The 24,507-nt window shown below is 57.7% G+C and carries 18 protein-coding genes; 1 reads left to right on the top strand and 17 read right to left on the bottom strand.

The window, feature by feature from the left end; genetic code table 11:
• Positions 1–60: 60 nt before the first annotated feature.
• From J1G35_RS15630 to J1G35_RS15605, 6 genes are all read right to left on the bottom strand, one after another.
• Positions 61–1,419, bottom strand: coding sequence for a hypothetical protein (locus J1G35_RS15630; protein WP_262417304.1), 1,359 nt, complete (start codon positions 1,417–1,419; stop codon positions 61–63).
• Positions 1,416–7,724, bottom strand: a complete 6,309-nt coding sequence (locus J1G35_RS15625) for an AAA domain-containing protein (RefSeq protein ID WP_223015384.1) — start codon at positions 7,722–7,724, stop codon at positions 1,416–1,418. Before J1G35_RS15625 ends, J1G35_RS15630 begins: the two co-directional genes overlap by 4 nt.
• Before the next feature lie 14 nt (positions 7,725–7,738).
• Positions 7,739–8,383: a 4Fe-4S single cluster domain-containing protein gene (locus tag J1G35_RS15620; RefSeq protein WP_223015383.1), complete on the bottom strand. Its 645-nt coding sequence runs from the start codon at positions 8,381–8,383 to the stop codon at positions 7,739–7,741.
• A 2-nt stretch (positions 8,384–8,385) separates the two neighbouring features.
• Positions 8,386–10,218 (bottom strand): AAA family ATPase, encoded by a 1,833-nt coding sequence (locus tag J1G35_RS15615; RefSeq protein WP_223015382.1) that lies wholly within the window; start codon positions 10,216–10,218, stop codon positions 8,386–8,388.
• Between the two features lie 398 nt (positions 10,219–10,616).
• Entirely contained in the window at positions 10,617–11,564 is a 948-nt protein-coding gene (locus J1G35_RS15610; protein WP_223015381.1) for a toll/interleukin-1 receptor domain-containing protein, read from the bottom strand.
• Between the two features lie 816 nt (positions 11,565–12,380).
• Entirely contained in the window at positions 12,381–12,620 is a 240-nt protein-coding gene (locus J1G35_RS15605; RefSeq protein ID WP_347709456.1) for a hypothetical protein, read from the bottom strand.
• A 517-nt stretch (positions 12,621–13,137) separates the two neighbouring features.
• On the opposite strand from J1G35_RS15605, the gene J1G35_RS15600 reads away from it, so the two are divergent.
• Complete coding sequence (locus tag J1G35_RS15600) at positions 13,138–14,040, top strand: LysR family transcriptional regulator (protein ID WP_053139834.1); 903 nt, start codon at positions 13,138–13,140, stop codon at positions 14,038–14,040.
• A gap of 25 nt (positions 14,041–14,065) precedes the next feature.
• On the opposite strand, the gene J1G35_RS15595 is transcribed toward J1G35_RS15600, so the two are convergent.
• The 11 genes from J1G35_RS15595 to J1G35_RS15545 form a co-directional block, all read right to left on the bottom strand.
• Entirely contained in the window at positions 14,066–15,421 is a 1,356-nt protein-coding gene (locus J1G35_RS15595) for a fatty acid--CoA ligase family protein (protein ID WP_223015380.1), read from the bottom strand.
• A 24-nt stretch (positions 15,422–15,445) separates the two neighbouring features.
• Positions 15,446–16,636: a cytochrome P450 gene (locus J1G35_RS15590; RefSeq protein WP_223015379.1), complete on the bottom strand. Its 1,191-nt coding sequence runs from the start codon at positions 16,634–16,636 to the stop codon at positions 15,446–15,448.
• A 2-nt stretch (positions 16,637–16,638) separates the two neighbouring features.
• Complete coding sequence (locus tag J1G35_RS15585) at positions 16,639–17,313, bottom strand: HAD family phosphatase (protein WP_053139828.1); 675 nt, start codon at positions 17,311–17,313, stop codon at positions 16,639–16,641.
• A 24-nt stretch (positions 17,314–17,337) separates the two neighbouring features.
• Positions 17,338–18,357 (bottom strand): ketoacyl-ACP synthase III, encoded by a 1,020-nt coding sequence (locus J1G35_RS15580; RefSeq protein WP_223015378.1) that lies wholly within the window; start codon positions 18,355–18,357, stop codon positions 17,338–17,340.
• A complete protein-coding gene (locus tag J1G35_RS15575) occupies positions 18,354–18,608 on the bottom strand; it encodes a phosphopantetheine-binding protein (protein WP_053139823.1) in 255 nt (84 codons plus the stop codon). Before J1G35_RS15575 ends, J1G35_RS15580 begins: the two co-directional genes overlap by 4 nt.
• Before the next feature lie 29 nt (positions 18,609–18,637).
• Positions 18,638–19,342 (bottom strand): SDR family oxidoreductase, encoded by a 705-nt coding sequence (locus J1G35_RS15570; RefSeq protein ID WP_223015377.1) that lies wholly within the window; start codon positions 19,340–19,342, stop codon positions 18,638–18,640.
• Positions 19,332–19,637 carry a hypothetical protein gene (locus J1G35_RS15565; RefSeq protein WP_053139819.1) on the bottom strand — a complete coding sequence of 102 codons (306 nt, stop codon included), beginning with the start codon at positions 19,635–19,637 and terminating at the stop codon, positions 19,332–19,334. The genes J1G35_RS15570 and J1G35_RS15565 overlap by 11 nt, the downstream gene beginning before the upstream one ends.
• A 25-nt stretch (positions 19,638–19,662) precedes the next feature.
• Complete coding sequence (locus J1G35_RS15560) at positions 19,663–20,463, bottom strand: AfsA-related hotdog domain-containing protein (RefSeq protein WP_053139817.1); 801 nt, start codon at positions 20,461–20,463, stop codon at positions 19,663–19,665.
• 5 nt (positions 20,464–20,468) lie between these two features.
• The gene (locus J1G35_RS15555; RefSeq protein ID WP_347709455.1) at positions 20,469–21,200 is read right to left on the bottom strand and encodes an alpha/beta fold hydrolase; all 732 of its coding nucleotides are present in this window, start codon (positions 21,198–21,200) and stop codon (positions 20,469–20,471) included.
• Between the two features lie 397 nt (positions 21,201–21,597).
• Positions 21,598–22,791 carry an MFS transporter gene (locus J1G35_RS15550; protein ID WP_223015375.1) on the bottom strand — a complete coding sequence of 398 codons (1,194 nt, stop codon included), beginning with the start codon at positions 22,789–22,791 and terminating at the stop codon, positions 21,598–21,600.
• A gap of 23 nt (positions 22,792–22,814) precedes the next feature.
• The gene (locus tag J1G35_RS15545; protein WP_223015374.1) at positions 22,815–24,368 is read right to left on the bottom strand and encodes an MFS transporter; all 1,554 of its coding nucleotides are present in this window, start codon (positions 24,366–24,368) and stop codon (positions 22,815–22,817) included.
• Positions 24,369–24,507: the final 139 nt, after the last annotated feature.

The following is a 24,507-nucleotide window of genomic DNA, read 5'->3' as shown; positions in this document are numbered from 1 at the left end:
AAGAAGGACACCCTCAAGGGCTGGAGTTCGATTGAGGTCAAGGCGCCTGTAGTTATCGGTTCATTTATGAAGTGTCTTTTGCTGAGCAGTAATTGTTTCTACGCCCGGCTCGGAAATATTCGTTTCTTTAAGTGGGACTTCGCCTACCGAAAGCGCACGCTCGATGAGTAACTCGCTGCCTTTGTCTTTCAATAAGTCCTGCAGTCGCTGGAATTCGCCGCACCAGATGGTTTCAATGTCGCGATCCCGTGCCCTATCGCGATCGCTGCTGAGGGCTACAGCGCGAACCTGCAGGCGGCCATTGTCGGCTTTTCCACCCACTTCCACTCCATAACCGGGGGTAGCGGCTTTGCGCAGTACGACCTTGCCGGTTTCTGCCCAGGCAGTCGCCATGCCTTCGCGCACTTCGTAGCCGAGGCTGGCCAAGCCGCTGAGCACGGCTTCGCGGCGGGCGAGGGCGGCCTGGTCCTGTAAGTGGGAAGCGATAAGCGCTTTACACTGCTCGATCAGTCCGGTAGTTATCGAAAGCTCGGTGTCGGTTGTAAAAGCGCCAATATGATCGAGCAGGGTCGCGTGTTCGATGCCTGTGTAGGTTTTGACTTCGCTGGCCAGATCCTGCAGTTGTTCGAGACACTCGCGTTGGCGTCGGAAGTTTCGGGTGGACGCGGCGAGGTCGAGTACTAGGCTGTCAAGCAGCAGGTTGCGTCGCTTAGCATCGGTTTCCGTTTCAGCTCTTTCCAGTGCCAAGAGGAACGGCGCGGCACATTCAGGGCCTTGCAACAGTTGCAGCTCCACGATGTGGCGGTCAATGCGTAGCAGCCGTACGTCGCGCGTTGCATCCGGTTCCCGGGCCGCAATCCATTCGCGCAGCGAAACCTCGGGTTCGTCGACCTTGAGTTGCTGCGCCAGGGCGCGTTGGGTATCGCTCAGGGTTGGCTCCTCGTTTGCCTTGCTCAAGTGGGCGAAACCCTCGGCCAGCAGACGTTCGGCATCTTCACGACTGGCGCCGCTGGCCAATCGTGAGAGGGGCTCCAGCAAGGCTTGATCGACGCTTTCGGGGTTGGTTTGCAAAGCGTCAAGCAGGGTTTTTGCGTTTTCCTGGACGCGTCGGTCGCGTTGGCGTCGCTCGGCGGCACGAATGATCGCGCGTTCTTCGCGGTTCTCCAGATCACGGCGCAGGTGCTCGATTTCCACTGGTACGGCCTTCTGCAGTTCCGCCAATTGGTCTTCTGCCAGCAGAGCGCGAAGGCGAGCGTGTCGCTCCAGGGAGGCGGAGCGCTCGTGTTCACTGAGCTCACCAAGCCTTGTGGCCTGTGTTTGCCAGCGATTGACAGCGCGCTCCAGGCGTTGCAGGTGGCCTTCACAAATGGCGATGATTTCTTCGCGGGTAACAATGCGAACGACCTTGGGACCACTCATTGGCAGATTTCCGTATCAACTGAAGTAGGGCTGGGTTGCAGCGGCTGCTCGACTTGCATGGCGTGTTTGATTGCTTCACGCAGTCGTGAGCGTTCGCTGTCGCCGCTGTGATACCAGGCTTGCGACGACACACGATGGATGTGCGGGATGGCGCGGTGCAGCACGGACGGGCGCCAAATTTCCCGGGCGCGGGCACGTTCCAACAGATTATGGCAAGGCGCATCGCACTCGATGCCTATTGCGTACAGGCCCGTGTCTGGATTCTCGATGGCGAAATCGAGCCCGAAAGCGTCGCCTTCACTGGCGGGAGCCGCCTGCCATCCCAGGGAATGAATGAATTCACCGACCAGCCTGACAAAACCATCACTTTGCTGACCTTGCTCACGACGCTGGCTGCTGCTGCGGTCGGTCTGCAGGCGCTCCAGCAACTTGGTGCTGTTGCTGAACTCGCCCGAGGAGAGCGCGCGAGCATATTCCAGATAGCCTTGCAGATAGTCTCTCGGGCTGTTGGGGGCGCGGTGCGTGTTTAGCATGTCCGAGATATCGGCGATTGGCATCGACGTGATCATCACCACCTTGCGCCGCGCGCGGGTCACCGCCACGTTCAGGCGTCGTTCGCCCCCCGTCTGCCCCAGTACGCCGAAGCTACGGCGGAATGTGCCTTGGCTGTTGCGCCCGAAGGTGGAGGAGAAGACGATGATGTCGCGTTCATCCCCCTGCACGTTCTCCACGTTCTTGACGAACACCGACATGTCCTCGCCGTCTTCGCTGCGCTCGCGCTCCTGGGCGTAGGCGGCGCGGAACAGTTCATCCTGCTCTGCACGCTGCTCCAAGTGCTCCTCGATGAGGTCAGCCTGCTTGCGGTTGAAGGTGACGACACCTACCGAAGGGCGCTGGTCGTAGGGCTTCTGCCACAATTCGCTCAGGTACTCGACGACCCGTTCGGCTTCCTGGGCATTACTCTGGTTCTGATACAGCCCGCCGACCTGGATCAGCTCCAGCGGCTTAATGCGCTGGATGTTCGCCTGCGGGTGACGGACCGGAACGTTCAGGCGATTGCCATAGAACGAGGCATTGGAAAAGCCGATCAGTTCACGGTAGGCCGAACGGTAGTGGATCTGCAATGTGGTGCTGGGCAGGGCGTTGCGCGCGAGTTGCAGCAGGTCGGGGCAATCCTTGATCTCACGACGGTTCCAAGTGTCTTCGAACGCTTCGCGCTGTTCCTCATCCGCGTCTTCATCAGGTTCGTCGCCGTCAAACACTTCGGCTTCGTCGCTTTCGATGCGACTGGAAAAGAATGCCGTCGGCGGCATTTGCTTCTCATCGCCGCTGACAACAGTGACCTGACCGCGGAACAGGGTCGGCAGGGCGAACTCAACCGGCATCTGCGAGGCTTCGTCATAGATGACAGTATCGAACAGGCCTGCCTTGAGCGGCAGTACACGACTGGCGACGTCCGGGTTCATCAGCCACACCGGACGCAGGCTCATCAAACCGAGGTTACTACCCAGTTCGATGAATTCACGCAGGCGCCGCGAGCGTTTGCCAGTCAGGCGGGTAACATCCTCCCATTGTTTGCGATTGCCCAGGTTATCGAGGTTGATGCCTTTGGCCAGCAGCTCACGATTGAGCAGCCGCATCTGTGCGTCGGCTTGCGCGAGGCTGCCGACTTTGGCGCGGGCTTCGTCCTGGCTGAGCAGCAGTTCGGGATTGGTTTGCTCTACGCGGTGTTTCCAGCCCAGTCGGGCTTCGCGGTTGAGTAGGCGCCGCACTTCGGCTTCAAGTTGCTCGGGTGCAATGCTGTCCAACTGCTCCTGGCGTTGGCGCAGCAGTGCGAGCAATTCTAGGTCGGCTGTCGTCAACTGACCGGCGCGCCCGCGGAATGATTGATAGGCTGCCAGGAAGGGCAGTGCCTCATGCAGACGATCAAGGCTCAGTTGATTGCTCAGGTTGTGTTCGACGGCGTGCTGCAGTTGTCGCACCAACTCATCCCCCAGCCAGTCGCTGAGAGTCTTGAGTTGTTCGAGGCTGGATTGGCGTACGCCATGGCGCATGAGCGAAGCATCAAGATCGCTGAGCAGCGCCTCGAGGTGCTGTTTGTCACCAGCGAGGGCCGCCTCGTCGGCCTGCCGGGAGCGAGGCGATTGCGCCAAGGCCAGCGCCAGTGCCTGGATTTCCAGCAGGTGGCGGATGTCGCTTTTCACGAAGCTGATCAATTCCAGGCAGGCCTGCTTACTCACGGCTTCCAGTTCCAACGCCTGGTGCAGGGTACTCAGCTCGGCGCGCAATGGTCGCCACTGGCTTTCAAGGTGTATGGCTGCCTGTAGGGTTGGTAGTGCTTCAATAACACGGCTTTCCCCCTGGCCCTGAAGGAAGTTGCGCAGTCGCTTGCGCCGCAGTAGGTGCAGCGGATTGATGTTCGCCAACCAGGATCGGGCAGCCATAACCTTGGTACAGTCTTGATCCAGATGCCTGAGGACCTTGTTTTCGAGCAGGCAGAGTGCCGGTGACAAGGCGGGGACGTAGTGGTCCTGATCCAGTTGGCCGAGTTGCTGATCCAGTTGCTGCAGTTCACCGAGAATCGACTCGCCCCGTGGGAGCAGGCCCTCTTCGCGACTACGGAATAGCGGCAGCCAGCGCGCAAGACGCAGACGTTGCTCTTGCTTCAGACCGAGCAGGGTCGTGACATGGGTCGTCATCCAGTGGCGGTACGGCGTGGGGTCGTCGATCTCGAAGCTGGCGGGGTGTGCTTGCAACGTGGCCTGACGGTTGTTTTCGGCCTGAGTGAAACTGCGCAGATTGTCGGTGAAGGTCTGCAAAGTCGCCCGGTCGGCGGCGAACGACTGTAACTGGGCCAATGGACTGCCTTCGTAGCGTGCGGGCAACCACAGGCGAATCAGAGGGGCGCAGCTTTCTTCCAAGCGGGTCAGGCTAGCGAGGTCCAGGGAGGCCAGGCGTTGGCGCAGGGCCGGAAACTCGAGCGGGGCAGGGCCGGATTCCAATTCAATCAGCTCGCCGAGCAGCCTGCGATAACTGAGGCCGGTATTTTCATCCAGGCGATGCAGGCTTTGGTGGAAGCGGTCGAGCTCACCCTCCAGGGCCTCGATGCGAGCCGCGACCTGTTCGCGCTGGCGCTGCCAGCCCTGCGCCTGGCTGCCGTTCGTGAACAGGCTTTCCAGTTGTTCTCGAATACCGCGGATGACGGGTTCTCGGTCGCGGTTGACGTCATTGAGCATGACGATGCGTTGGCCAAGGCCTTCGGCGACCAGGCGTTTGTACACCACTTCAAGCGCCGCATGCTTCTGGCAGACGATAAGCAAGCTGCGCTGGCGGCCGATGGCGTCGGCGACCATATTGACGATGGTCTGGCTCTTGCCGGTTCCGGGCGGTCCCTCGACCAGCAGTCCCGGGCTTTGTCGGGCCTGGATCACGGCCGCTTCCTGGGAGGGATCGCTGGCCACGGTGAAGTAGCGTTGCAGCTCGCCTGGCGGTGCCTCGGGCCCGGTTTCGTCGGCAGTCTTGAGGCGCAACGCCGTTTCCAGACCGGTACCGGCGGGGGACAGAGTTTTCAGTTGGCGCAGGTCTTCTCCGATGGCTTGCCCCATGAAGGTCACGTGAAACAGCACCGCCGCGCAGTCCAGCTCGTCTTGGTAGGGCGCGATCTCCACGGTGCTGGCGGGCAGGTTGCCAAGGGCGCGTGAGCGAATGGTGGCGAGCATGCCGAAGGCATCCATCACATCCGCCGCACGAATTGACGAGCGGCCCAGCAGTTCATCGGCGGTCTTGCGCCAGCGTTTGCATGTTTCGGCGCCGAGCACGCTTTCCAGCGCGGGGTTGAGCCGCACTTCCTCGCGCTCACTGTCGAACGCCAAGGCGGCGTGACCACGAGAGCCCAGCTCCAGTAGCAGCTTCACCGGCCACAGCAGCAGCGGGATAATACGCGTACGCGTGGTGCCGCGAGGGTCGCGATTGAGCAGGAAAGGGAAGCCCAGGTACAGGCCGTCGATGCCGGTGTCGCGTTTGTACAGCGCGCTTTGCCGGTACAGGGCATGCAGGCGCGATTCCAGCTGGCCGTTGAGCTGAAAACTCTCTGGGTCTAGGTTCACTGCCCGGGCATTACGTTGCAGCAGGTGATCGAGCAAAGCCGCGGCCGGACTGCGCTCGCTGTTCAGTTCACTGATGTCGACCCGTGCGGTGGTCTTGCCGATGCTCATACGCACCAGTGGCCCGCGCATCACTGCGGTCACCACCTTCTTCTCGAAGAAGTCGAGGATCTGTGAGACGTACTGCTGTTTCTGTGGTTCCAGCCAATGACTGGACGGAATCGCCAGCAACACCAGTGCCTGAGCCAACGGCATACGTCGCTCCAGGCGGAACTGCTCGGCCCACTCGTCCACTACCGGCACGCCACAACGGGCAAAGCCTTGGATGCGCTCATCGACACTTCGGTACAGCTCAAGTCGTGAATGCAACAGCAGTCGGGTTGCCGCTTCGGAGTCGAACCAACCGACATCGGCAGCCCTGGCCAGCTCGGCGGCGGCCTCTACGATTGAGGCCCCCGAACGGAACTGACTGATCGCCGCGCTGAGCAGCACGATCAGGTCTTCTTCGGCGATCACCCGGCGCTCCGACAGAGAGCTCAGTCCCGAATGGTCGGTGTCTGGAAACAGGCGTTGGCGCTCTTGCCATTGCGTGGACAGCTTGGCTCGCGAGGTCGATAGCAGGAATATCCGCAGTTGCTCTTCGACCAACTCGATGTGTTGGTGCAGGGCACGCTGACGTACGTTTTCGGCGCGAGACTTGAGACGCGACAGCCAGTTGTCGGTCTGCAATTGCTCAAGCAGGTCCGGGACCGACCCGCTGATCAGGCGATAGCCTTCCAGTGGGTGCTCCAGTAGCCATCCTGGTGTGACGATGTCGCCACGATGAATCAACGGGATTTCCGAATTCAGGATTCTCAGCGCCAGCATTAGACGGAAGTCGTCCTCAATCCCTTCGTGCTGAACGACCTGACGCAAGCCGGCGACCACAGAAGGGGCGAGACTGACCTGCTCGGCCCAGGTCACGATCACACCGCGCAGCAAATGGTCCAGAGCCTGTTGCCAATTATCCGCCTGGGCTGCCGCCAGGGCGAATACGCCGGGCTTGTGGAAGCGGCGATCGCCCAGCAGTAGGGTGGCGCCTTCACCGTCGTCCGTTTGCTGGACGGAAGAGGCCGGAGCCTCGACCGCAATTCCGTTGAGCCAGCCTTCGACCTGCTGCCATTGCCAGCGCTGATGACGGTCGCGTGCCAGCAGACCTCGCAGCAGCAGGTTCAGGCGCGGGTCGAGGTCGTCGGGGATCGGTACTCCGTTGGCCAGCACGTGAATAAGAAATGCATTGGCGTTGATGCCGTCGAAGCAGGCGCCCTGGGTCAGTTGCTCAAGCAGGATCATACCCAGGCTCCACCAGTCCGAGGCAGCCGCAACGCCGCCCGCGATGGCTTCGGGCGCCATGTAACGGCTGGTTTCCAGTGGCGACACGATGTCCAGGTCGAACTCGGACAGGCGTGCCGAGCCGAAGCCGCTGATGACCAGGTCCAGCGGTTCGCGGGAACGTACCAGCAGGCTGGCTGGGCGCAGGTCACGATGGCGCAGGCCGGCCTCGTTGAAAGCATGCAGCGCGAGGCCCAGTTCGTTGACCACATGGTGCACGCTGGCGCTGTCACGAATTACGCTGCCAAGTTCTGCCAGGGTCCCGCCGGTGAGTTCTTCAATGACCTCAAAGGCACGGTCATCCCAGCGGCCGGTGGCAATGATTTCGGGTACGTGTTCGCGTGGCAGTCGACGGATCACATCATAGATCGCCGGGTCCGGTTCGGCGCCGGGTCGATACAGGGTCAGGACCGCCTGTTGTGCGGTTTCCTCGTGCTCGGCGAGGTATCGTTCTCGCACACCGTCGGTGATGCTGATCTGACGGATCAGGCGCCAGCCATCGATCAGGGTCTGGGTGGGGGCCTCTGGTTCGCTGCTGTCTTGCTGGGCTTCGTACGTTGCTTGCGCAGGTGAGCTGCCACATTCAAGGCACATCAGGTCGCCATCGACCATCGGGTGACCATTTTCGCAGAGCAGATCAGGGGCATTCCCCTGAGTCGGGCTGACCTGCGGGAGGGGCTCCTCAGTGACGACAGCTTGCGGCCGCCAACCGGCGGCATGAATGGGTTCGCCAGCGAGGTCCCAGCCGCAGGGTCGTTCCTGAATGAGCCCTTCGCAGAACATTTCCTGGAGGGCGCGTTCGGTTTTGCAGTTGGGGCAGAAACGTATCATGAGGGTTGCTCCACTCAGCGGCGTCGCGACGCGTGTGCGCTGATCTGTAAATGATGGCCTTGTTCATGCAGCAGATCACGTAAGCGCAATAGGTCGTCACGTCGTGGGATGCCGGCCATCCAGACGCTGCCACTTTCGTCAAACATCAAATCGAGTGCCTTGTCGGTGGGTTCGAGCAGGCGTTCGTAATGACCCAAGCGTGCCCGGCCCAGCGGCGTGAGCAGACTCAGGCGTTGATTGTCACTGCCGCGCAAGGCCATGGTCTGACTGAGTGCTTCGATATAGGGGTCGCTGATCAAGGCATCTATCAAGCCCTCGGTCTGGAACAACGGCTCGTCGAGTTGCTCCAGGGAGTAGCCACTATAGACCAGGATGTCGAGTTCGCTGAGCCGACGCAGGCCTTCGAGCAGTGATCGCAGGGCGGCGAATTGGTCGAACGGTTCCCCTCCGGAAATGGTGATTCCTTCGGCCTCGTGCAGCCAGGGGGTTATATGTTCAAGCAGTTTTTCCAGCGACAATCGTCGGTGCCCGGTGCCCCAAGTATCGGCAGAGATGCAGCCTGGACAGCGGATGCTACAGCCTTGGAACCAGATACCAATACGCCGCCCCGGGCCGAGGGTAGTGACCGGAAAATGCATGCGCGACAGGCTAAGGTCCATGTTCAGCGGCGTTCCATTTTCAGTCCGGTGATGTCCAACTCGGTGATCGTGAAGTGCTCGCCCGGTTGCGCGTCCTGATCGAACAGTGCCCGCGACAGGGGATTGAGCAGGCGTGCCTCTAACTGGTTACGAATGCCCCGGCCACCGTTGGACAGGTCCTGCAGACAGAGGTCGTGCAGTGTCTGGCGTGCCTGGGGGGCCAATTCGATAAACAGGTTCTGTCCTTGAAGGTCGTCGAAGGTGGCGTTGACCATCTGTTCGAAGATCTGCACGGCAACGCCTTCTCGAATAAAGTCGAAGACGATGATGTTCTCGCCGATTCGATTGAGGATTTCCGGTCGGTTGAGCACCAGCTTGAAATACCGGTCGATCTCGCTGCTCACCTTGTCCTGGACTTGGTCGAAGGCTTCGCCCGGCAGGACGTTGGCAACGCGTTCGCCATTGTCGCCCTGGCGATAGATCCCCAGGTTGGAAGTGAACACGATCAGGGCCTCCGAAAAGTACACCCGATCACCGCGGCCTGAAGTCAGCACTCCGTCGTCGAGGATCTGCAGGAACTTGTCGAGAATCCGTGGGTGGGCTTTTTCGATTTCATCGAATAACACCACGCTGAACGGCTTTTCGCGGATCGCATTGGTCAGTTCACCGCCGACGTCATAGCCGACGTAGCCGGGCGGTGCGCCAATAAGTCGTTGATCGGCATGTTCGGTGCTGAACTCCGACATGTCGAAGCGGATATATGCACTTTCGTCGCCGAACAGCAGGCTGGTAATAGTTTTGGCGAGTTCGGTCTTGCCCACGCCGGTCGGCCCCGCGAGAAAGGCAACGCCCCGTGGACGGTTGCCCTTGCGACTGGCGCCGACGCCTGTCATCGCACGCTTGACGATGTCGAGCATGTGCGTCACTGCATGCTCCTGGCCTTTGACTCGCTGGTGGACGAGCGCATCCGCATGCCGTATACGCTGACGGTCGATCTTCAGCCACGGGTCCTCGGTGACACCGATCTTGTAGCGGCGCACCGCATCGGCAATCTGCTCCATGGCTACACCCTCGACCCGCGCCAGCTGCGCAATGGCGCTGAGATCAAGCAGCAGCAATCCCTCAGTGTTCTGAACGAAGGCTTCCACAGCCTGATGCATGACCACTTCGCTGGCGCCCTGGCTGCCACTGAGCCCTTTGAGCAATGCTGGTGCCAATGCACGGCGGGACAATTGATCGGGTTTGGACACGGGAATGTGACGCAGGCGCGGGTTATCGACTAGCAACCAGTCGGGCAAATCGCCTTCTTTTTCCACCAGCCATAGCACGGTGTTGAAGAACGGTTTGCGCAACTCTGTGGCCGGACGGCTGCGAGCCTGATGGGATTGCACCAGGGCCTGGGTGAAGAGCTGGTGTTCAGCAGCGCTGAGGGAGTCGTTGCGAACCACTAGGCGTGATGCGAAATCGATGATCAGCGCGATAGGTTCGCCAGCACGACCCACCAGCCGTGGTAGGGTGGCGCCCAGCAGATCGATACCTGCGGGTGCTGCGCCATTTACCGGCGTCAGGCCAAGTTCCTGAAGCAACGTCTGGCCGGCTTCAGGGGCGGAGCCGGGTTTGTCGACTGCCCGGAAACCGGACACGGGATCCCAGGCGATGACCTGGGTGTAGCCGGCATCGAGCAAGGCATTACAGAGAGTTTGGTTGAAGCTCTGCGCAGTCACCGTGCCGGGCGCGACTTCACTGGCCTGCAGGTCGCGGATGTTTCCTGACAGAACGAATTGGCTCTTCAGCGGCAAGAAGCGGAGAAGATCTCGTAGCCAACGTGGGCTTTCAAATATGGCAATCCCTGACATGTTTCAGCTCGTAACGTTGGGGCGGTACGGGCAGGGTATTGCTCAATGCGCCCATTTGCCAGTGCGCTGTTACGAAAAGTTGTGTTGAGAGAGCGCTTCTGACTAGGCGCTTGTTTCACTGGGTGCTTTATGCAACTTGATCGAGAGTCCGTCGGCGTACGAGCTGGGCGGGAAGGGTATCGACCCCCGGGATCAGCGTTGACTCGTGCGCAATGCCTGTTGCCCGGAAAAGCATCTTTCGCCTTTGAGACTTGGAGGTGCCTACGAACTAAGGGCGAGCTACGCTGTATTATCGCTTCGGGGCTTCCTTTAACGCGTTTAACGTTCGAACTCACGCTGGAGCCCGTACTGAACGTGAGTGTTTTGATGCAGTGCACACACTCCAATTCGTGTGCAAGTTACCGCTGCAGCGGTCCGATGAGTATTGACCAAAACAGTTCTGCACCGCCTTCCTGAGTCAGTTTTTGTGAGCGTGAGACATGCATAGCCATACCCAGTGACTTAAGAAATAGTGATTGATCATCATGATCCACCGAAAGCATCTCGTTAAAGCCACCACGAGCAGATGCACTGCTGGAGAATTCAATACTTCGTCCGCCCATGCCGCCAAGTGTTACGGAACATTCGCTGGCTTTGTTGCCCTGGCGATAGATCGCGCCGGTGAAGGTATTGCCGTCGATGCGGCGAAACTGACAGCTGATCCCGTCATTGCGAGCTTCCAGCTCCTGCAGCGAACCTTCGAAAAAGCGTGAGATGAAGTCAAACGATTCCTGCAAGTACCTATCAGCATCCAATTCACTGAATGTCTTTTTAAGGGCGAGGTTGCTGGAGCGAGAGGAGGCAACTACCGACGCTGAGAAATAGGGCGCAGTTGGAACGGCAAGCGGGGTAGGCGAGGTCACTGACGGTGACATGCGTGTCACCACAGCTCGGATCTGCCTCGCGACATCGGTGTAGGCCTCGTCGTAATTCGGCCACGTTGTGATGGCTTTGCCATCCTTGGGTGCAGCGAGCAGATTGCCCAGCGGGGTTGAATGCCAATCGCAGGGCCGGACGATCACTGGGATGATCTGTGCTTCTCCTGCGGCATTTCGCTCCAAGGCTCGTGCCATTTCGATGGAGTAGCAGTAGCGAGAATCGAGAAAGCTTGAGCTGACGAGCAACAGGATGACGTCGGCCGCATTGATTTGTTGGTCTATTTCATTTCCAAGATGCTGTCCAGCCAGAATTCGCCTGTCGTGCCATGACTCGATGAGCCTTTCATGGCGTAACGATGCCAGGTGTTTTTCTAACTGATCACGGTATTGCTCGTCATCGTGAGAATACGAAAAAAAGACCTTTGCCATTGTCACTCCTAACCTGCCCGTTGATGAGTATGCGCTTCCGAATTGTCGTGTCGAAATAGATCATGTGACTTGTGACGACTCAAGGCATATTCGCACAAGGCTGCGCCGGGCGCTCATACGCTTAACGCATCAAGGTGGTGACTGGAAGGCAGAACAACTGCAGCGTATGCCAGTAGCTGTCTTGACGCCCGAAATTTCGGTTATGCCACTTGAGCTGAGCACTCTGCCGGCTTTCGACCCAAGCAGGAGCTGCTGTGCTGTACCCTGTGCGGGAAGCCCTGTCGGGGAGGCGGATGGAAGTAAGCGTCAGGTTGGTTTATATGTTCATGGCTTCTGACAGAGTTTGACGCGCCCAGCCTTGGTCATTGAGTATCCGGCCAGGCAGTTCATCCAAGACCTCAGAGCCTCGCGGGGGCGCTTGCCCCACCAATAAATCATCTGCCCATCGACGTTACCTGGTTCATCTCTGGTGATTGGCAGAAGGCGCGAATTCCTCAGCTTGGAATAAATTCCCTCTTAATCCTTGAAACACTTCAAAAACAAGTTCAGGATTAAGTCATTTCCTGCATCGGAAAGAAAATAAAACCTTTAGATTTCAATGGGTCGGACACCAGGTGCGAGTCTCGTTTCCCGCTCCAAGATTCAGAAAAAGCCACTCAGATGAGTGGCTTTTTTTTGTGCCTGAGAAATACCCGCACTCATTTCGATAGGATGCTTTTGGCTAAAAACGGACCCTGTCTTGGACGTTCAGTTTCCAAGAAGGACACCCTCAAGGGCTGGAGTTCGATTGAGGTCAAGGCGCCTGTAGTTATCGGTTCATTTATGAAGTGTCTTTTGCTGAGCAGTAATTGTTTCTACGCCCGGCGAAGCATGAGCGTTCGCGCTAGCCTGTGCATCAACGACTAAAATTTCGGTGAAACCCTCGCTCAAGCGTGGAGGCTGAAGTGCTTTAAAAACGTTTCTAATGGCATTCTCAGGAACCATCTCATCATCAGGGCGCAATTGATTACGTGCCAAACAGTCTTCCAGCGAAGTAGTGAACCAAGTAGCTACCACATCTACCCCATGCTTCCTGGCAGCCTGTATAAGCGATTCACGCTCGGCTTGGGAGTCACTAGCAGAGCCTCTGATAGGGCAAGGTGAGCTCTCTGCCAAGCCAGTCTATTTAGCTCAGCATTAATAATGCGGCCATTCTCCGTCTGTAGGAAGTGATCAGGATTGATGTGCATGAAGACGGCCTGCCAGGAAAAGCGTGAATGTAGCATTTGAAAGCAGGGCTGGCCGGAAACTGTTTTTTACGCAGGAGTTCGGAAAGGTTAGCCCTAAGCCGTGAAAATCTACGGCTTACACAACAGCATCGAAGGTGTGTTAGCCAGATGCTTACGCAGCACCCACCGACAAAATAGTTGCTCTGAATGTGGCACCACGTCAGACTCAAAAGTCGACGACATCCGGGGAAAAGTGCTGCTCAAAGCCCAATAAAAAAGCAGCTGTGCCTACCTTTTGCCCCGTCGACTTTTGCAGCATCAAAAATTCTGCCTTTATCACCCCCCCCCCCCTGCGGACACGGAATATGGATAATCTGAGCGGGTTGATTGCTTTTGTGCGGGCAGCAGAAAATCAAAGTTTTACCCTTGCGGGCAGAGCGCTGGGTATCTCGTCTTCTGCCGTAGGGAAAAGTGTCAGCCGCCTTGAAGAGCGGATTGGCGTGCGCCTTTTCCATCGTAGTACCCGGCAAATCAGCCTGACCAGCGAAGGCTTGGACTTTTTTGGTCGTTGCCGCACTTTGCTGCAGCAATTACAGGATGCCGAGGCCGCGCTTTCCCACTCCAAGACCCGCCCTCGAGGGCGTCTGCGAATCAGTTTGCCAGCGGTGGGCTATCGGCTGATCTCGGGCATGTTGCGCGAGTTTTATCAGCGCTATCCGGAAATCGAACTGGACCTGGATTTCAGCGACCGGCTGGTCGATGTGGTCGATGAAGCCTTTGATGCGGTGATCCGAAGCGGCGAGCTGCCCGATTCCAGCCTTGCAGCAAAAAGAATCTGCACGTTCCGGTTCGTCTTGTGTGCAGCGCCCGATTATTTTCAGCGCTACGGCATGGCAAAGAGCATCGAGGACTTGCAGCATTACAAAGGCATCGCCTATAAATTCCCTTCGAATGGAAAACTCCAGCCCTGGTGGCTGAAGGTCAATGGCGATACCGTCAAGATCAGCCTGGAAACCACCATGGTCATGAACAGCGTGGAAGCGGTCCTCGCTGCGTGTCGCAATGGCCTGGGCCTCGCCTACCTGCCTGACTTCGTCATTCAGGAATACCTGGCCAGCCAGGAATTGATCAGGGTGCTGCCGGAATTGAGTCTGGAGGGTGATTTCTGGATTGTCTGGTCACCTAGCCGCTTGCTGTCACCCAAGACCCGCGCATTCATTGATTTTCTAGGTGAAGCGCAACTGATGAGCAGCCCTGAAGGCGGTTGATGGCGCCTTCAGGGCACGCCACTTCTCAGTCAATCAACAGCTTTTTGAACCGCGTCGAATACTGGATCGCCTCTACCGATTTCAAGCGTACCGGCACCTTATAGGCATCCATCAGTCGCCGGGCAAATTGCCGGATATCGCGCAGCACGGTCGCCGTTGCGTCTCCATAGTCGCTATCGAGGACGATGTGCGCAGCAACGAATTGCCCGGTCAAGGCATTGGCCTCGCCGTACGCCTTGCAGTCACGTACCTGCGGATGGCGTAGCAGCACGGATTCCACTTCTGCGGGGTAAACCTTCTCGCCACCGACGTTAATGATCTCTTTGCTGCGGCCGAGGATCTTCAGGTAGCCATCGGCATTGACCTCCACCAGGTCGCCGGTCTTGAACCAGCCATCCTCGGTGAAGCTGTCCATCGAGTGGTTCAGGTAGCCCATGACTTGCGTCGCACTGCGCAGCCAGAGCTCGCCGTCGACGACTTTGTGTTCACTGGAGCCTTCCTGAAAGCGCATATACAGGCTATCGGACGACAACGAACTGGTGTTGATGATACCCGTCTCGCTGGTGCCGAAGGTCTGCAAAAACTTCACCCTTGGCAGGTGCTCGCGAAGTTTGAGCAACAAACTCTCCGGCATCGGCTCCGTGCCATAGGTGATCATGCGCAGGCTACTAAGGTTGCAGGTATCGAATACCTGGTTGATCAACATCAGGTTCAGGAATGTCGGCGAGGTCGGAAGCACGGTAATGCGATGTTTTTCAATCAGCCGGGCAACGGTGTCTGGGGTTTTGCTGGCGGCAATCGTTGCCGTTCCGCCAATAGACAATATGTTCAACAGCGTATTGATGCCGCCGATATGGTCAAACAGCAAAAACAGAAAGATATCGAGGCGTCGAGAGCGTTTTTCAGAAAACTCGCCCACCAGTCGATCAAGGTCATGCAGCATCGCCTTGGGTGTGCCGGTGGTGCCACTGCTGAACAGGATCAGGCCGGCGTGCCCCTGCTTTTTAAGCTCGCCGATCATCGGGTTTTCCGGCGCTTGAGTAAGCATGCATGGGCGAATCTGGCGGGTCTGGATATTGATCACAAACTCAGGGTTTGCGGCTGCCTGCTTGTTTTGAATTTCCGCCGGGTTTTCAGCAGTGTTGAGCGCAATGATGTGGCCGTTCTGGTACAGCGCCAGAAAGAGCGCGATACCCGCGAACGAAAAATCGCCGCTCATGAATACGACCGCTTGCCTGGACACACCATTGGCGGCCAGCCAATCCAGTTGGGCACTGATCTCTTCGCTCAGTTGGGCGTAGGTGTAGGACTGTTCAGGGTCATTCAGAACGATCTGGTTCGAAAACTGCGCAAATCCGTTTATCAGCGGTTTAAAGATCATGGCTTATCCCTTATTGAAAAAGCATCAAAAACGCACGGGCAGTTCGTCGGGGCGGCGCAATACCGTGCCGTTGATCCAGCGGATCGACGCCGGGTCACAGGCCAGTTCCAGGTTGGGTAATGCCTGTACCAGGGTGGACAGCACAGTGGCGATTTCCAGGCGTGCCAGCGCCGGCCCCATGCAGCTGTGGATGCCGTGGCCGAACTGCATGTGCGCGACCTTATTCTGGCGCTCGGGGTTGATCAGCAGCGGCGCGTTGAACACGCTGGGGTCGCGATTGGCGAGGAATACGTTGGCGTACACCGTAGTGTTCGCCGCGATCACACCGCGGCTGGTGTGCAGCGCTTGGGTGGTCATGCGGGGGAACGCTGATAACTTGCCGATGGGAATCAGCCGAATGAGTTCTTCGATCAACTGCGGCGCTTGATCGGGCTTCTCTCGTACGTACTGCCACAGCGATGGCGCGCACAGCAACGTATAGAGACTCTTGGTCATGACGCTTAGAGCGTTATGGTCGCCCCCCAGCAGAATTCCCAACAGAACCCCTACAAACTCCCGATCGCTCAGTGGGTCTTCCAGGGTGTGGCGCTGGTCGACATATTGACGAATGAAGCCGTCCGGATGCGCCTGCCTGCGGCCCTGCACGAAGTCCATCATGTAATCGAAGCTGGCGTTGACCGCCGTTTCGATACCGACGATGTCATCCGGCGGTGCTGATTGGATCATTTGGCTCCAGGGCCGGAACAACTGCCGGTCTTCTTCGGGGATGCCGAGAATGTGACACACCGTCGAGGAAGTCAGGCGCTCCAGCACCGAGGCAAACAAGTCCGGCGGCGTTACACCGCTGCGCATCTGCTCGATGCTGTCGGCGGTCATAGTGGTCACGTGTTGGCGCACGCTTTCCAGGCCACGCTTGCTGAACGCACGCGCGACGGTCGCGCGCGAACGCATGTGCGCCGGGTTGTCCAGATTGAGCAACAGCTCCGGCTGCGTCGGGCCGGGGAGAAAGGTCGGGCCGTTTTCGACGTTACATAGGGTGCGACTGATGCTCGGGTCGGCCAGAAACGCCTTGCAATCGGCGTATCCGGTCAGATGGGTGGCGACGTGGCCGCTGGGCAACCTGATTTGCGGCAATTGATCCTGCCAGCCCACGGTTTGGTAATAGGGCGCGGCGTCGAGGTTGGGGATATCCAACACGCTGGGATGGACACGCATGTTCATCGGGCACCTGCCAGTGCACGGGGTTGCTCCGTGCCGATGAGTGCCCGCACAGCCTGCTGCGTCTCAAGGCTGTCGACAAATAAAATGGCGTGCCAACCGGCGGCTCGCGCGGCGTCGCAGTTTTCTTCGACATCGTCGATCAGCACGCAGGCGTCAGCGGGTACGCCGATCTGCTCGGCCGCCAGCGCGAAGATCTTCGGGTCAGGCTTGCGCAGTTTTACCTTGCAGGAATCGACGATGCTGTCAGCCACATCATCCAGGCCCACCATACGCCGCCAAGGCGTTTCCCACTCCACGACGTTATTGGTGAGGATGCACGCCTTCAGGCCGGCCGCTTTGACCTCATGAAACAGCTCGAACATGTGCTGGTTGACGTTGTGCGGGGAAAACCACTGCTCACCGTGGTTATCAAAATCGCAACGACTCAGGTCAATGCCCGGATACAGCTCGGACAATGCCTTGCTCATGCCCTGTCCCCATTCGACCTGAGTCATCATTGCCAACTCGATGGGCGCCTGGAATTGCACGTTCAGGGGCTTGGCCACGGCATGCATGGCGGCCTCCATCTGGCTGCGGCTGATGCCAGTATTTTGCTGGTAGACGCGGTACAGCTCATCTATGGAGGGCGACAGCACGCCGCCGAAGTCGAACCAGATTGCTTGGATTGTCATGGTCATCTTTCCTTGAAAGTAAGGTCAGTTAGGGAGGGCAGGTACTTCTACGGGCGCAATGATGTGGGCATCGCGCAGCGATAAATGGGCAATGCCGATCGACAACCCGACGCCAAAACCACAGGCAATCAGGTTGTCCTGGCGCACGTCTTCACTGCCGTGGCGCTTGCAGATCATCAGCGGTATCGACGAAGGGCCGGTGTTGCCCACGTCTGCCACTTCAATGGGGACTTTGGCCGGCGCAACACCGAGCTTTTTGGCCAGGTAATCGAGCATGAATTTGTTGGCCTGGTGCAGCAGATAAAACGGCACACGCTCAGGGTCGATGCCCTGGTCGCGAATGAAGGCGTTGATCGCCGCCGGTACCTTTTCCAGGGCAAAGTTCATCACTTGGCCGCCGTCCATATGCAGCCCACTGGCCTGTACCCGGCTGGTCACGCTGGACGTGTAATCCAGAGCAGTGTTGAGGTACTGCGCACCGGCGCCATCGGTATTGAAAGCAAACCCGAGTGCCTGCTCACCGCTTTCCAGCAGCGTGCAGGTCGCGGCATCACCAAAGACCAACCGCACATGCCGGTCCTCAGGGTTGAGCAATTTGCTGATCACATCGCCGGTACACACCATGACTCGGCGGCAGCCGCCGGCCTTGATCAGCATGGCCGCTTGAAACAGGCCATAGACGTAGCCGGAACAGCCAAAATTGAGGTCGAAGGCTGCAAGCGCTTTCTTCAACCCCAAGCGATCAGCCAGGAGTGCACTACTGGCGGGCATCAGGCTGTCGGGCGTTTGAGTGACAAGCACCAGGCCATCGATGCTGGCGGGGTCGATATCCGCCGCGTCGAACAAGGTCCGGGCAGCAGCGGCGCACAGATCCACGGTCGACAACCGATTGGCCACCCGCACCTGATGGATTCCGGTGCTTTTGGCGATCCGCTGAACCTCTTTTTCGCCGAACAACGTGGCGAAATCGGCCAGGGTCATCACGTCCTGAGGGATGGCCGCCGACAGTGCGCGGATCGACACCCCATCGATAGACAGGCTCATGAGGGTTCACTGATGCGAGCGCCAACCGCATCGGCCTGGATGGCGTCGAACAGCTCACCCATGGTTTCAACCTCATCGAGCACGGCAGGGCTCAAAGCGAAACCGAACTGGTCATTCAATACACCCAGCAGCGTGACCTTGGTCAATGAATCCCAATTGCTCAGCGGCTGCAGCAATACATCGGCTTGCAGTTCCGACTCGCGCAGTTCCAGAAGTTCTGCCAGTTCTTTCTTGATCGCGTCCAGGTTCATGGTGAGGTCCTTTTGCAAGAGCACGTGAGTTAGAGGCCGCCGAGGTACACGACTTGGCCAGTAATGAAATTGCTACGCGGCGACAGGAAAAAGTCCGCCACGTTGGTCACATCGTCGAAAGTGCCAAAGCGCTTGAGCGACTGTTGCGCCAGCAGGTCTTTCATTTTTTGTGCGGGTATGACCCGCGTCAGATCCGTATCGATTGGTGTCGGGCCTACGGCATTGACGGTGATGCCAAAGCTGGCGAGTTCCTTGGCCATCACGCAGGTCAGGGTTTCCACGGCGGCTTTGGACGCTGCGTACAGCGCTTCGCCTTCCAGCTTTAATGGCTTGGCCACCGTGGAAAAATTCACAATGCGTCCCTGCCGTCCGGCACGCATGAGCTTTGCCGCCTCCCGGCTGAGCAGGAAAGTGCCCAGCACGTTGGTTTGCATGATGTTTTGCGCGGTTTTGTAGGGCGTCAGCAACGAGTGATTCATGCTGGCGATCCCGGCATTGTTGATCAGGTGATCAAGCCGACCGCAGGTGCCGCGCACATGCCTCATCAGTTCGCTGATGGCCTGTTCATCGGCCACATCGGCGATAAAGTGGTGATAGGCCGGATGGCTCAGATCGCTGGATGAACGGCTACAGCCGATCACCCGATGCCCTTGCGCAAGGTAATGTTCGACAAGATGCCTGCCGATCCCCTTGCGCGTTCCCGTAATCAGCGTGACAGGCGTGTTATCGGGCATGAGACACCTGTGCATTGAGCTCGACAATGTAGTTGGCGAAGGTTTTTACCGACTGAAACGGGCTGCGCTTGGGGGACATGGCACTGTCGTTGACCAGCGTCAGCTTGACCCCCAGTTGCTCCTCGATCATCTGCTCGACGTCAATCACGATGGACACCAGACTCATCGAATCAAGGACACCGCCAACCCCATAGAGGGCAGTGTTTTCGCCTTCTTCCAGGCTGATGGGTTGGGCGAGACTGTGGTTTTCATTTTCAATCGCGCTATAAATGATGCCGAGAACTTGCTCTTTCATAAGGGTTCCTTCCTCTCAAAGTGGATCAGACGAGACGCTTGACGAATTGATGAATAAGTTGCGCTTCCTTGAGTTGAAAGTAGCGCGAGTCAATCACCGACAATTCAAAACCGAGTTCAACCTGGCACTGGCCTTGTTGTTTGAACTCAAGGCGGCAGCCAAACCGAAAATTCGAAGCACCCGAGCGACGTAATTCAAGCGGAATGCAGAGAATTTCCGTGTGTACCGGTAACAGGAAGTCCCTATAGTTGACGTCCATCTTGTGGGTAACAAAGTTGACTTTGCCTTTCGCTTGAGGCGCGACGTAATAAGCTTCCGCAACCGCGATGGTCATCTGGCGCGCCGCCTCAATAACCATCATGCCCGACACATGCTGGCCAGTTAGGTGATCGCTTAGTTCGGCATTGGCATCATCTATCATCAGCGAGGCCGAGTAAGTACCGTTGCCATTTTCGCCAGGCGCAGAGATGGCAATATTATGACTTTTCAACTTATGGGTGACGGTTGAAGAAGCACGCGTCCGGCGGTCTTCCGGCAGGATATTCAAGGCCGGCGACAGCACCTTCTTGAATCCATATAACGTGTTAAGTTGCTCATCGGTAACACCCTGGCCGACATGTAAGGTTAGTGATTCATCCCTATCAAGCCGGGTGACCATTTCTTCTGCGGCTGTCACCGAAATAAACATATTATCGCTGCACTGACTTTTGATTCGGTCCCCCACCACAATGTAATGCCTGGGTGGTTCCTGCGGCTGTGCGCTGAGCGAGGAAAGTCCGGCAAACGGGCACGAAGAAACGCTATTTGAGACACTGAGCTCTTCCATTTCTTTCACCTTATATGCGTGCTGAGATCCAGGTATCGGGATGAAACAGGCCGGCGTGCTATTGAGCCGACAGGCTCCATAATTGTTTTTGTAATGGCAGTGACATGCTGAGTGAGGAAAAAATGATCTCCCTCAAAAAACTCCATACATGCAAAATTTTGGCTATGCTCCTCCCAGGCCATTACGTCCTCAACCGGTGCGAAAGGGTCGTTACTGCCGCCCAGCACCGTCATGGGAACCTCCACCGGGTCACCGGCAACGTGACGATATAAAGCGGCGGCCTGGAAGTCCTTGATAAGAGAGGGCAGCATGCGGTGCTTGGCCGCCGAGTGCTGGAGTACGAAATCCGGAACGGCACCAAACTTGGAAAGTGTTTGAATAAATTCCTCTTCAGAACCGTCAAGCGTCAATTGCGCGCAACTGAAAATGCGCGGAGCACGACAGGCTGCGACTACCAGCTTGCTCAGTCGTGGTCCAAATTCATGTTGGCGACGAGCAACTTCGTAGGCAACAATCGCACCCAGGCTATAACCAAAAAGAATGACCTCACGCGCCGCCAGGCCGTCGATAAGTGCAATGACTTCGTTCACCATGGCCTCGACAGTACCGGGGGCCTGCGTTAGATCTTTTTGATAACGACTTTTATAAGTAACGCCCACGACCGGCATGTGAGCGCTTACCGCACGCCGCAGGGTTTCAAAAGACAAACCACTGCCCCCGGCAAAGGGGACAAACACACACTTTTTCAGAGTCGATGACAGTCATCGAAGACTCCTTGTTTGAGAGATCAAAAGAAGCCCAGAAACTAACGAACGCCCGGACCTTTCTGCCAAGTTGGAGCCTGCCTGATTTTTCCGAAAAATCTGTTTGCTGCGGGCAATTGTATTTCAGAGTATTTCAAAGCATTTGAGCGTTTTAGGCTCAACTGTCTGAACTATAAGTTCAAGGTCCAATCGTGCTAAATAAATCATTGCGCGCACGCCTCGGCGGGCGGACAGAAATACACATGACTTATTGAGTAAAAGGGAAGGAGCAGGCAGGACGAAACGAGTTGTACTGTGAACAACCAATACAACTAGTCAGTGCAGGAGGTGGATAACAAGTTACGAATGTGGCCGTTCAGTCATTCAATGATTAAACGGTGGCAAGTTGTTTGGGGCGAGGTCTAAGTATCGCCAACAAGGCGACCATTGCTAATACGGCGCACAGCAATCCCAGTAAGGCGCATCCGGTCCACCCGAAACGCTGCCAGAGATACCCTCCCATGGCACTGCCGAAGGCACCGCCACAAAAATTGCAGACCATATACACCGTGTTCAAACGGCTGCGACTGTCCGGGCTGAGGGAAAAAATACGCGTCTGGTTGGCCACCTGCCCCAACTGCAAGGCGAAGCTGAGCAGGTTGGCGCACGCCAGCAACACCAGAAAAGTGTTGGCCCAGGCCATCGACAAAGCGAAGCTCAGGCTACAGAGCACAATAGAGGTGAGGCTGATAGCGACTGTGCCGAAACGTTCACACAACTTACCGGCTGCGGGCGTCAGCAATGTGGCAAGAGCGCCCCATAAGCTGAACAGCCCGACATCGGCAGCATTCATGCTGTACGGCGACGCCATCAGCTTAAATGCGATGACCGACCAGAACGCACTGAATGCCGCAAACACTGCTGCGCCCAGGGCGCAGGACAAACGCAGCAGCGGCTCATGCCAAAACAGATGCAGCATCGAACTCAATAATCTGCCGTAGGCAACCGGCACTCCAGGCGCTTGGCGTCGGGGCAGAATGATCGGCAGTGCCAGCGCACACATAAGCATGGCAGCCGCTGCCACCCAATAGACCGACTGCCAGCCGAGGTGGTCGGCCAACCATCCGGCAATGGCGCGGGACAGCAGGATGCCGGTGACCAGTCCCGTTTGCACCCAGGCGATGACACGACTGCGTTCTCCGGCTGTGGCCAGCCCGGCCAGGTAGGGCAGTAACACCTGGGGAATGCAGGTGCCCATGCAGAGCAAGAAGCTGGCACCTGCCAGCATTGAAAGCTGGGTGGCCTGGCTGGCCAGCAGTAACAGGGCGGCCGTCCACACCAGCAATAAGCGACAGAGCCGCAAGGGCGCCACCCTGTCGCCCAACGGTACGATCAGCAATATTCCCAGGGCATACCCCATCTGCGATGCCGTAGCGATCCAACTGGTTTGCCCTGCATCCGCGTGTAAGGCCCCTGCAAAGACCGGCAGCAGCGCCTGGTTAAAGTAAACATTGGCCACCGACAAGCCGCACAGTAAAGCAATGCCCGCCAGAATCAGCGGCGTAAAGTGTGTATTGGGCGACATCAGGCATGGCTCCAGAGCGGCTCTCAGGTATCGGATGAAAAACGCACGGCATCGGGCGCGGATTCAACACCGGCCTCGCTTTGGCGCCCCAGGAACAGGAAGACCACGGCAGCAGTGAACAGCGTGAACATCGCCAATAGCTGCAACAAGGTGTTGAACCCTGAGGTATAAGCCGAGCGCAGCACCGCTAATGGAATTTGACCGGCGTCGGCGCTCGCGTGTTGGATATCACCCATTACCAGGCGTTGCGCGATACCCGAATAGTCGACAGCAGACAGTTTGACCGCGTCACTGAGACTCAGATGATGCGCCACCAGCGCCGTCAGCACCGCAACCGTAATTGCCAGGGCGACACCTTCGCTGGCCACCCGCGTCGTATTGAAAATACCCGCAGCCATCCCCGCTCGTTCCTTGGGAATAACACTGATCGACAAACCATCCATCAGGCCCCACGGCAAGCCGGTGCCGATACCGGTCAGCAGCATAGCCGCGATAATCTGCGCATGGGCGCCGACCGGAATCGTACTCAGCCAGTAGAGCCCGGCCGCCGCGATCACAAAGCCGATCGCGCAAAGTATCCCTGCCGACAGCCAGCGCGTCAGCGACGCGGCAGCCATCGGTACAATCAGCATTGGGGCAGAGAGTGCCAACATCATCAACCCCGCCTCAAACGCGCTGGCCCCTTCCACACCGATAAACCGAAATGGCAGCAAGACGATCAAGACGATGTAGCAGTAGCAGGTGCCGATCGGCAGGATCTGTACACCGACAAAGCGCGGAAACAGGAACAGCCCCAGTTCCAGCATCGGATGTTCCGCCCGATTTTCAACCATGATAAACAGCAGCAAAAACACCGCTGCCCCACCCAGCAACGTATGGATGATCGGCGAGCCCCACCCTTGCTCGGGTGCCAGGATCACCGCCGTGGTAAACAGGATCAGCAGGCCGGAAAACGTCAGCAAGCCGGGTGTATCCAGACGTCGTGCCTGCGGGTCGCGGCTTTCGCGCATTTTCGGCAGAGCAAAGATCAAGGAAAGGATGGCGATCAGGGCGGTGCAAAGGAAAATGGAGCGCCAGCCCATCAACTCGATCAATAACCCCGATAACAACGGACCGAAGGCCAGGCCAACCCCGAACGTGGTGCCCAAAAGGCTAAAAGCACGCGTGCGGTCATGCCCATCAAACTCCTGCGCCAGGGCCGCCGAACCACTGGCCAGGGCCGCGGCCGCAGCAATGCCCTGCACACCACGCAACAGGTCGAGCCAGATAATATCGGGGACCACCGCCAACAGGGTCGACACCAGTGCAAACAACGCCATCCCGCACATGAACAGACGCTTGCGTCCGTAGAGGTCAGCAAGCGTTCCCGCCGCCATCAAAAGGCTGCCGAAGCTCAGCATAAAAGCGTTAGTGATCCAGGCCAGTTCCGTGGGATGGGCAGCGAAGGTTTGGCCAATGAACGGCGTGGCCACTGCTCCGCCGGTAAAACTCATAGGCAACACCAAGGCTGCCAGGCAAATGGCAGCCAGGATGGAGTACCGGCCATGAGCCGGCAGCGGTTGGGTCGTTGCGTTCATTAGGTCATTCCCTGCATGTGTATGAAGTATCCGTGCCGGCCCGGCCGAGGCGCGCGAACGTTCACATACTCTAGTTAGGATACAATCGAAGATAAATGGGGTTTTATTCCACTTATAGTGAACCAAAAGGATGTAATAG

Source organism: Pseudomonas sp. SH10-3B (assembly GCF_019891415.1).
Classification (GTDB): domain Bacteria; phylum Pseudomonadota; class Gammaproteobacteria; order Pseudomonadales; family Pseudomonadaceae; genus Aquipseudomonas.
The sequence above is the reverse complement of the archived record's forward strand: the minus strand, read 5'-3'. Positions and strand labels throughout refer to the sequence as shown.

Coding starts and splice junctions, on each gene's coding strand:
- J1G35_RS15630 (WP_262417304.1), bottom strand. CDS start 1,419: ATGAGTGGTCCCAAGGTCGTTCGCATTGTTACCCGCGAAGAAATCATC.
- J1G35_RS15625 (WP_223015384.1), bottom strand. CDS start 7,724: ATGATACGTTTCTGCCCCAACTGCAAAACCGAACGCGCCCTCCAGGAA.
- J1G35_RS15620 (WP_223015383.1), bottom strand. CDS start 8,383: ATGGACCTTAGCCTGTCGCGCATGCATTTTCCGGTCACTACCCTCGGC.
- J1G35_RS15615 (WP_223015382.1), bottom strand. CDS start 10,218: ATGTCAGGGATTGCCATATTTGAAAGCCCACGTTGGCTACGAGATCTT.
- J1G35_RS15610 (WP_223015381.1), bottom strand. CDS start 11,564: ATGGCAAAGGTCTTTTTTTCGTATTCTCACGATGACGAGCAATACCGT.
- J1G35_RS15600 (WP_053139834.1), top strand. CDS start 13,138: ATGGATAATCTGAGCGGGTTGATTGCTTTTGTGCGGGCAGCAGAAAAT.
- J1G35_RS15595 (WP_223015380.1), bottom strand. CDS start 15,421: ATGATCTTTAAACCGCTGATAAACGGATTTGCGCAGTTTTCGAACCAG.
- J1G35_RS15590 (WP_223015379.1), bottom strand. CDS start 16,636: ATGCGTGTCCATCCCAGCGTGTTGGATATCCCCAACCTCGACGCCGCG.
- J1G35_RS15585 (WP_053139828.1), bottom strand. CDS start 17,313: ATGACAATCCAAGCAATCTGGTTCGACTTCGGCGGCGTGCTGTCGCCC.
- J1G35_RS15580 (WP_223015378.1), bottom strand. CDS start 18,357: ATGAGCCTGTCTATCGATGGGGTGTCGATCCGCGCACTGTCGGCGGCC.
- J1G35_RS15575 (WP_053139823.1), bottom strand. CDS start 18,608: ATGAACCTGGACGCGATCAAGAAAGAACTGGCAGAACTTCTGGAACTG.
- J1G35_RS15570 (WP_223015377.1), bottom strand. CDS start 19,342: ATGCCCGATAACACGCCTGTCACGCTGATTACGGGAACGCGCAAGGGG.
- J1G35_RS15565 (WP_053139819.1), bottom strand. CDS start 19,637: ATGAAAGAGCAAGTTCTCGGCATCATTTATAGCGCGATTGAAAATGAA.
- J1G35_RS15560 (WP_053139817.1), bottom strand. CDS start 20,463: ATGGAAGAGCTCAGTGTCTCAAATAGCGTTTCTTCGTGCCCGTTTGCC.
- J1G35_RS15550 (WP_223015375.1), bottom strand. CDS start 22,791: ATGTCGCCCAATACACACTTTACGCCGCTGATTCTGGCGGGCATTGCT.
- J1G35_RS15545 (WP_223015374.1), bottom strand. CDS start 24,368: ATGAACGCAACGACCCAACCGCTGCCGGCTCATGGCCGGTACTCCATC.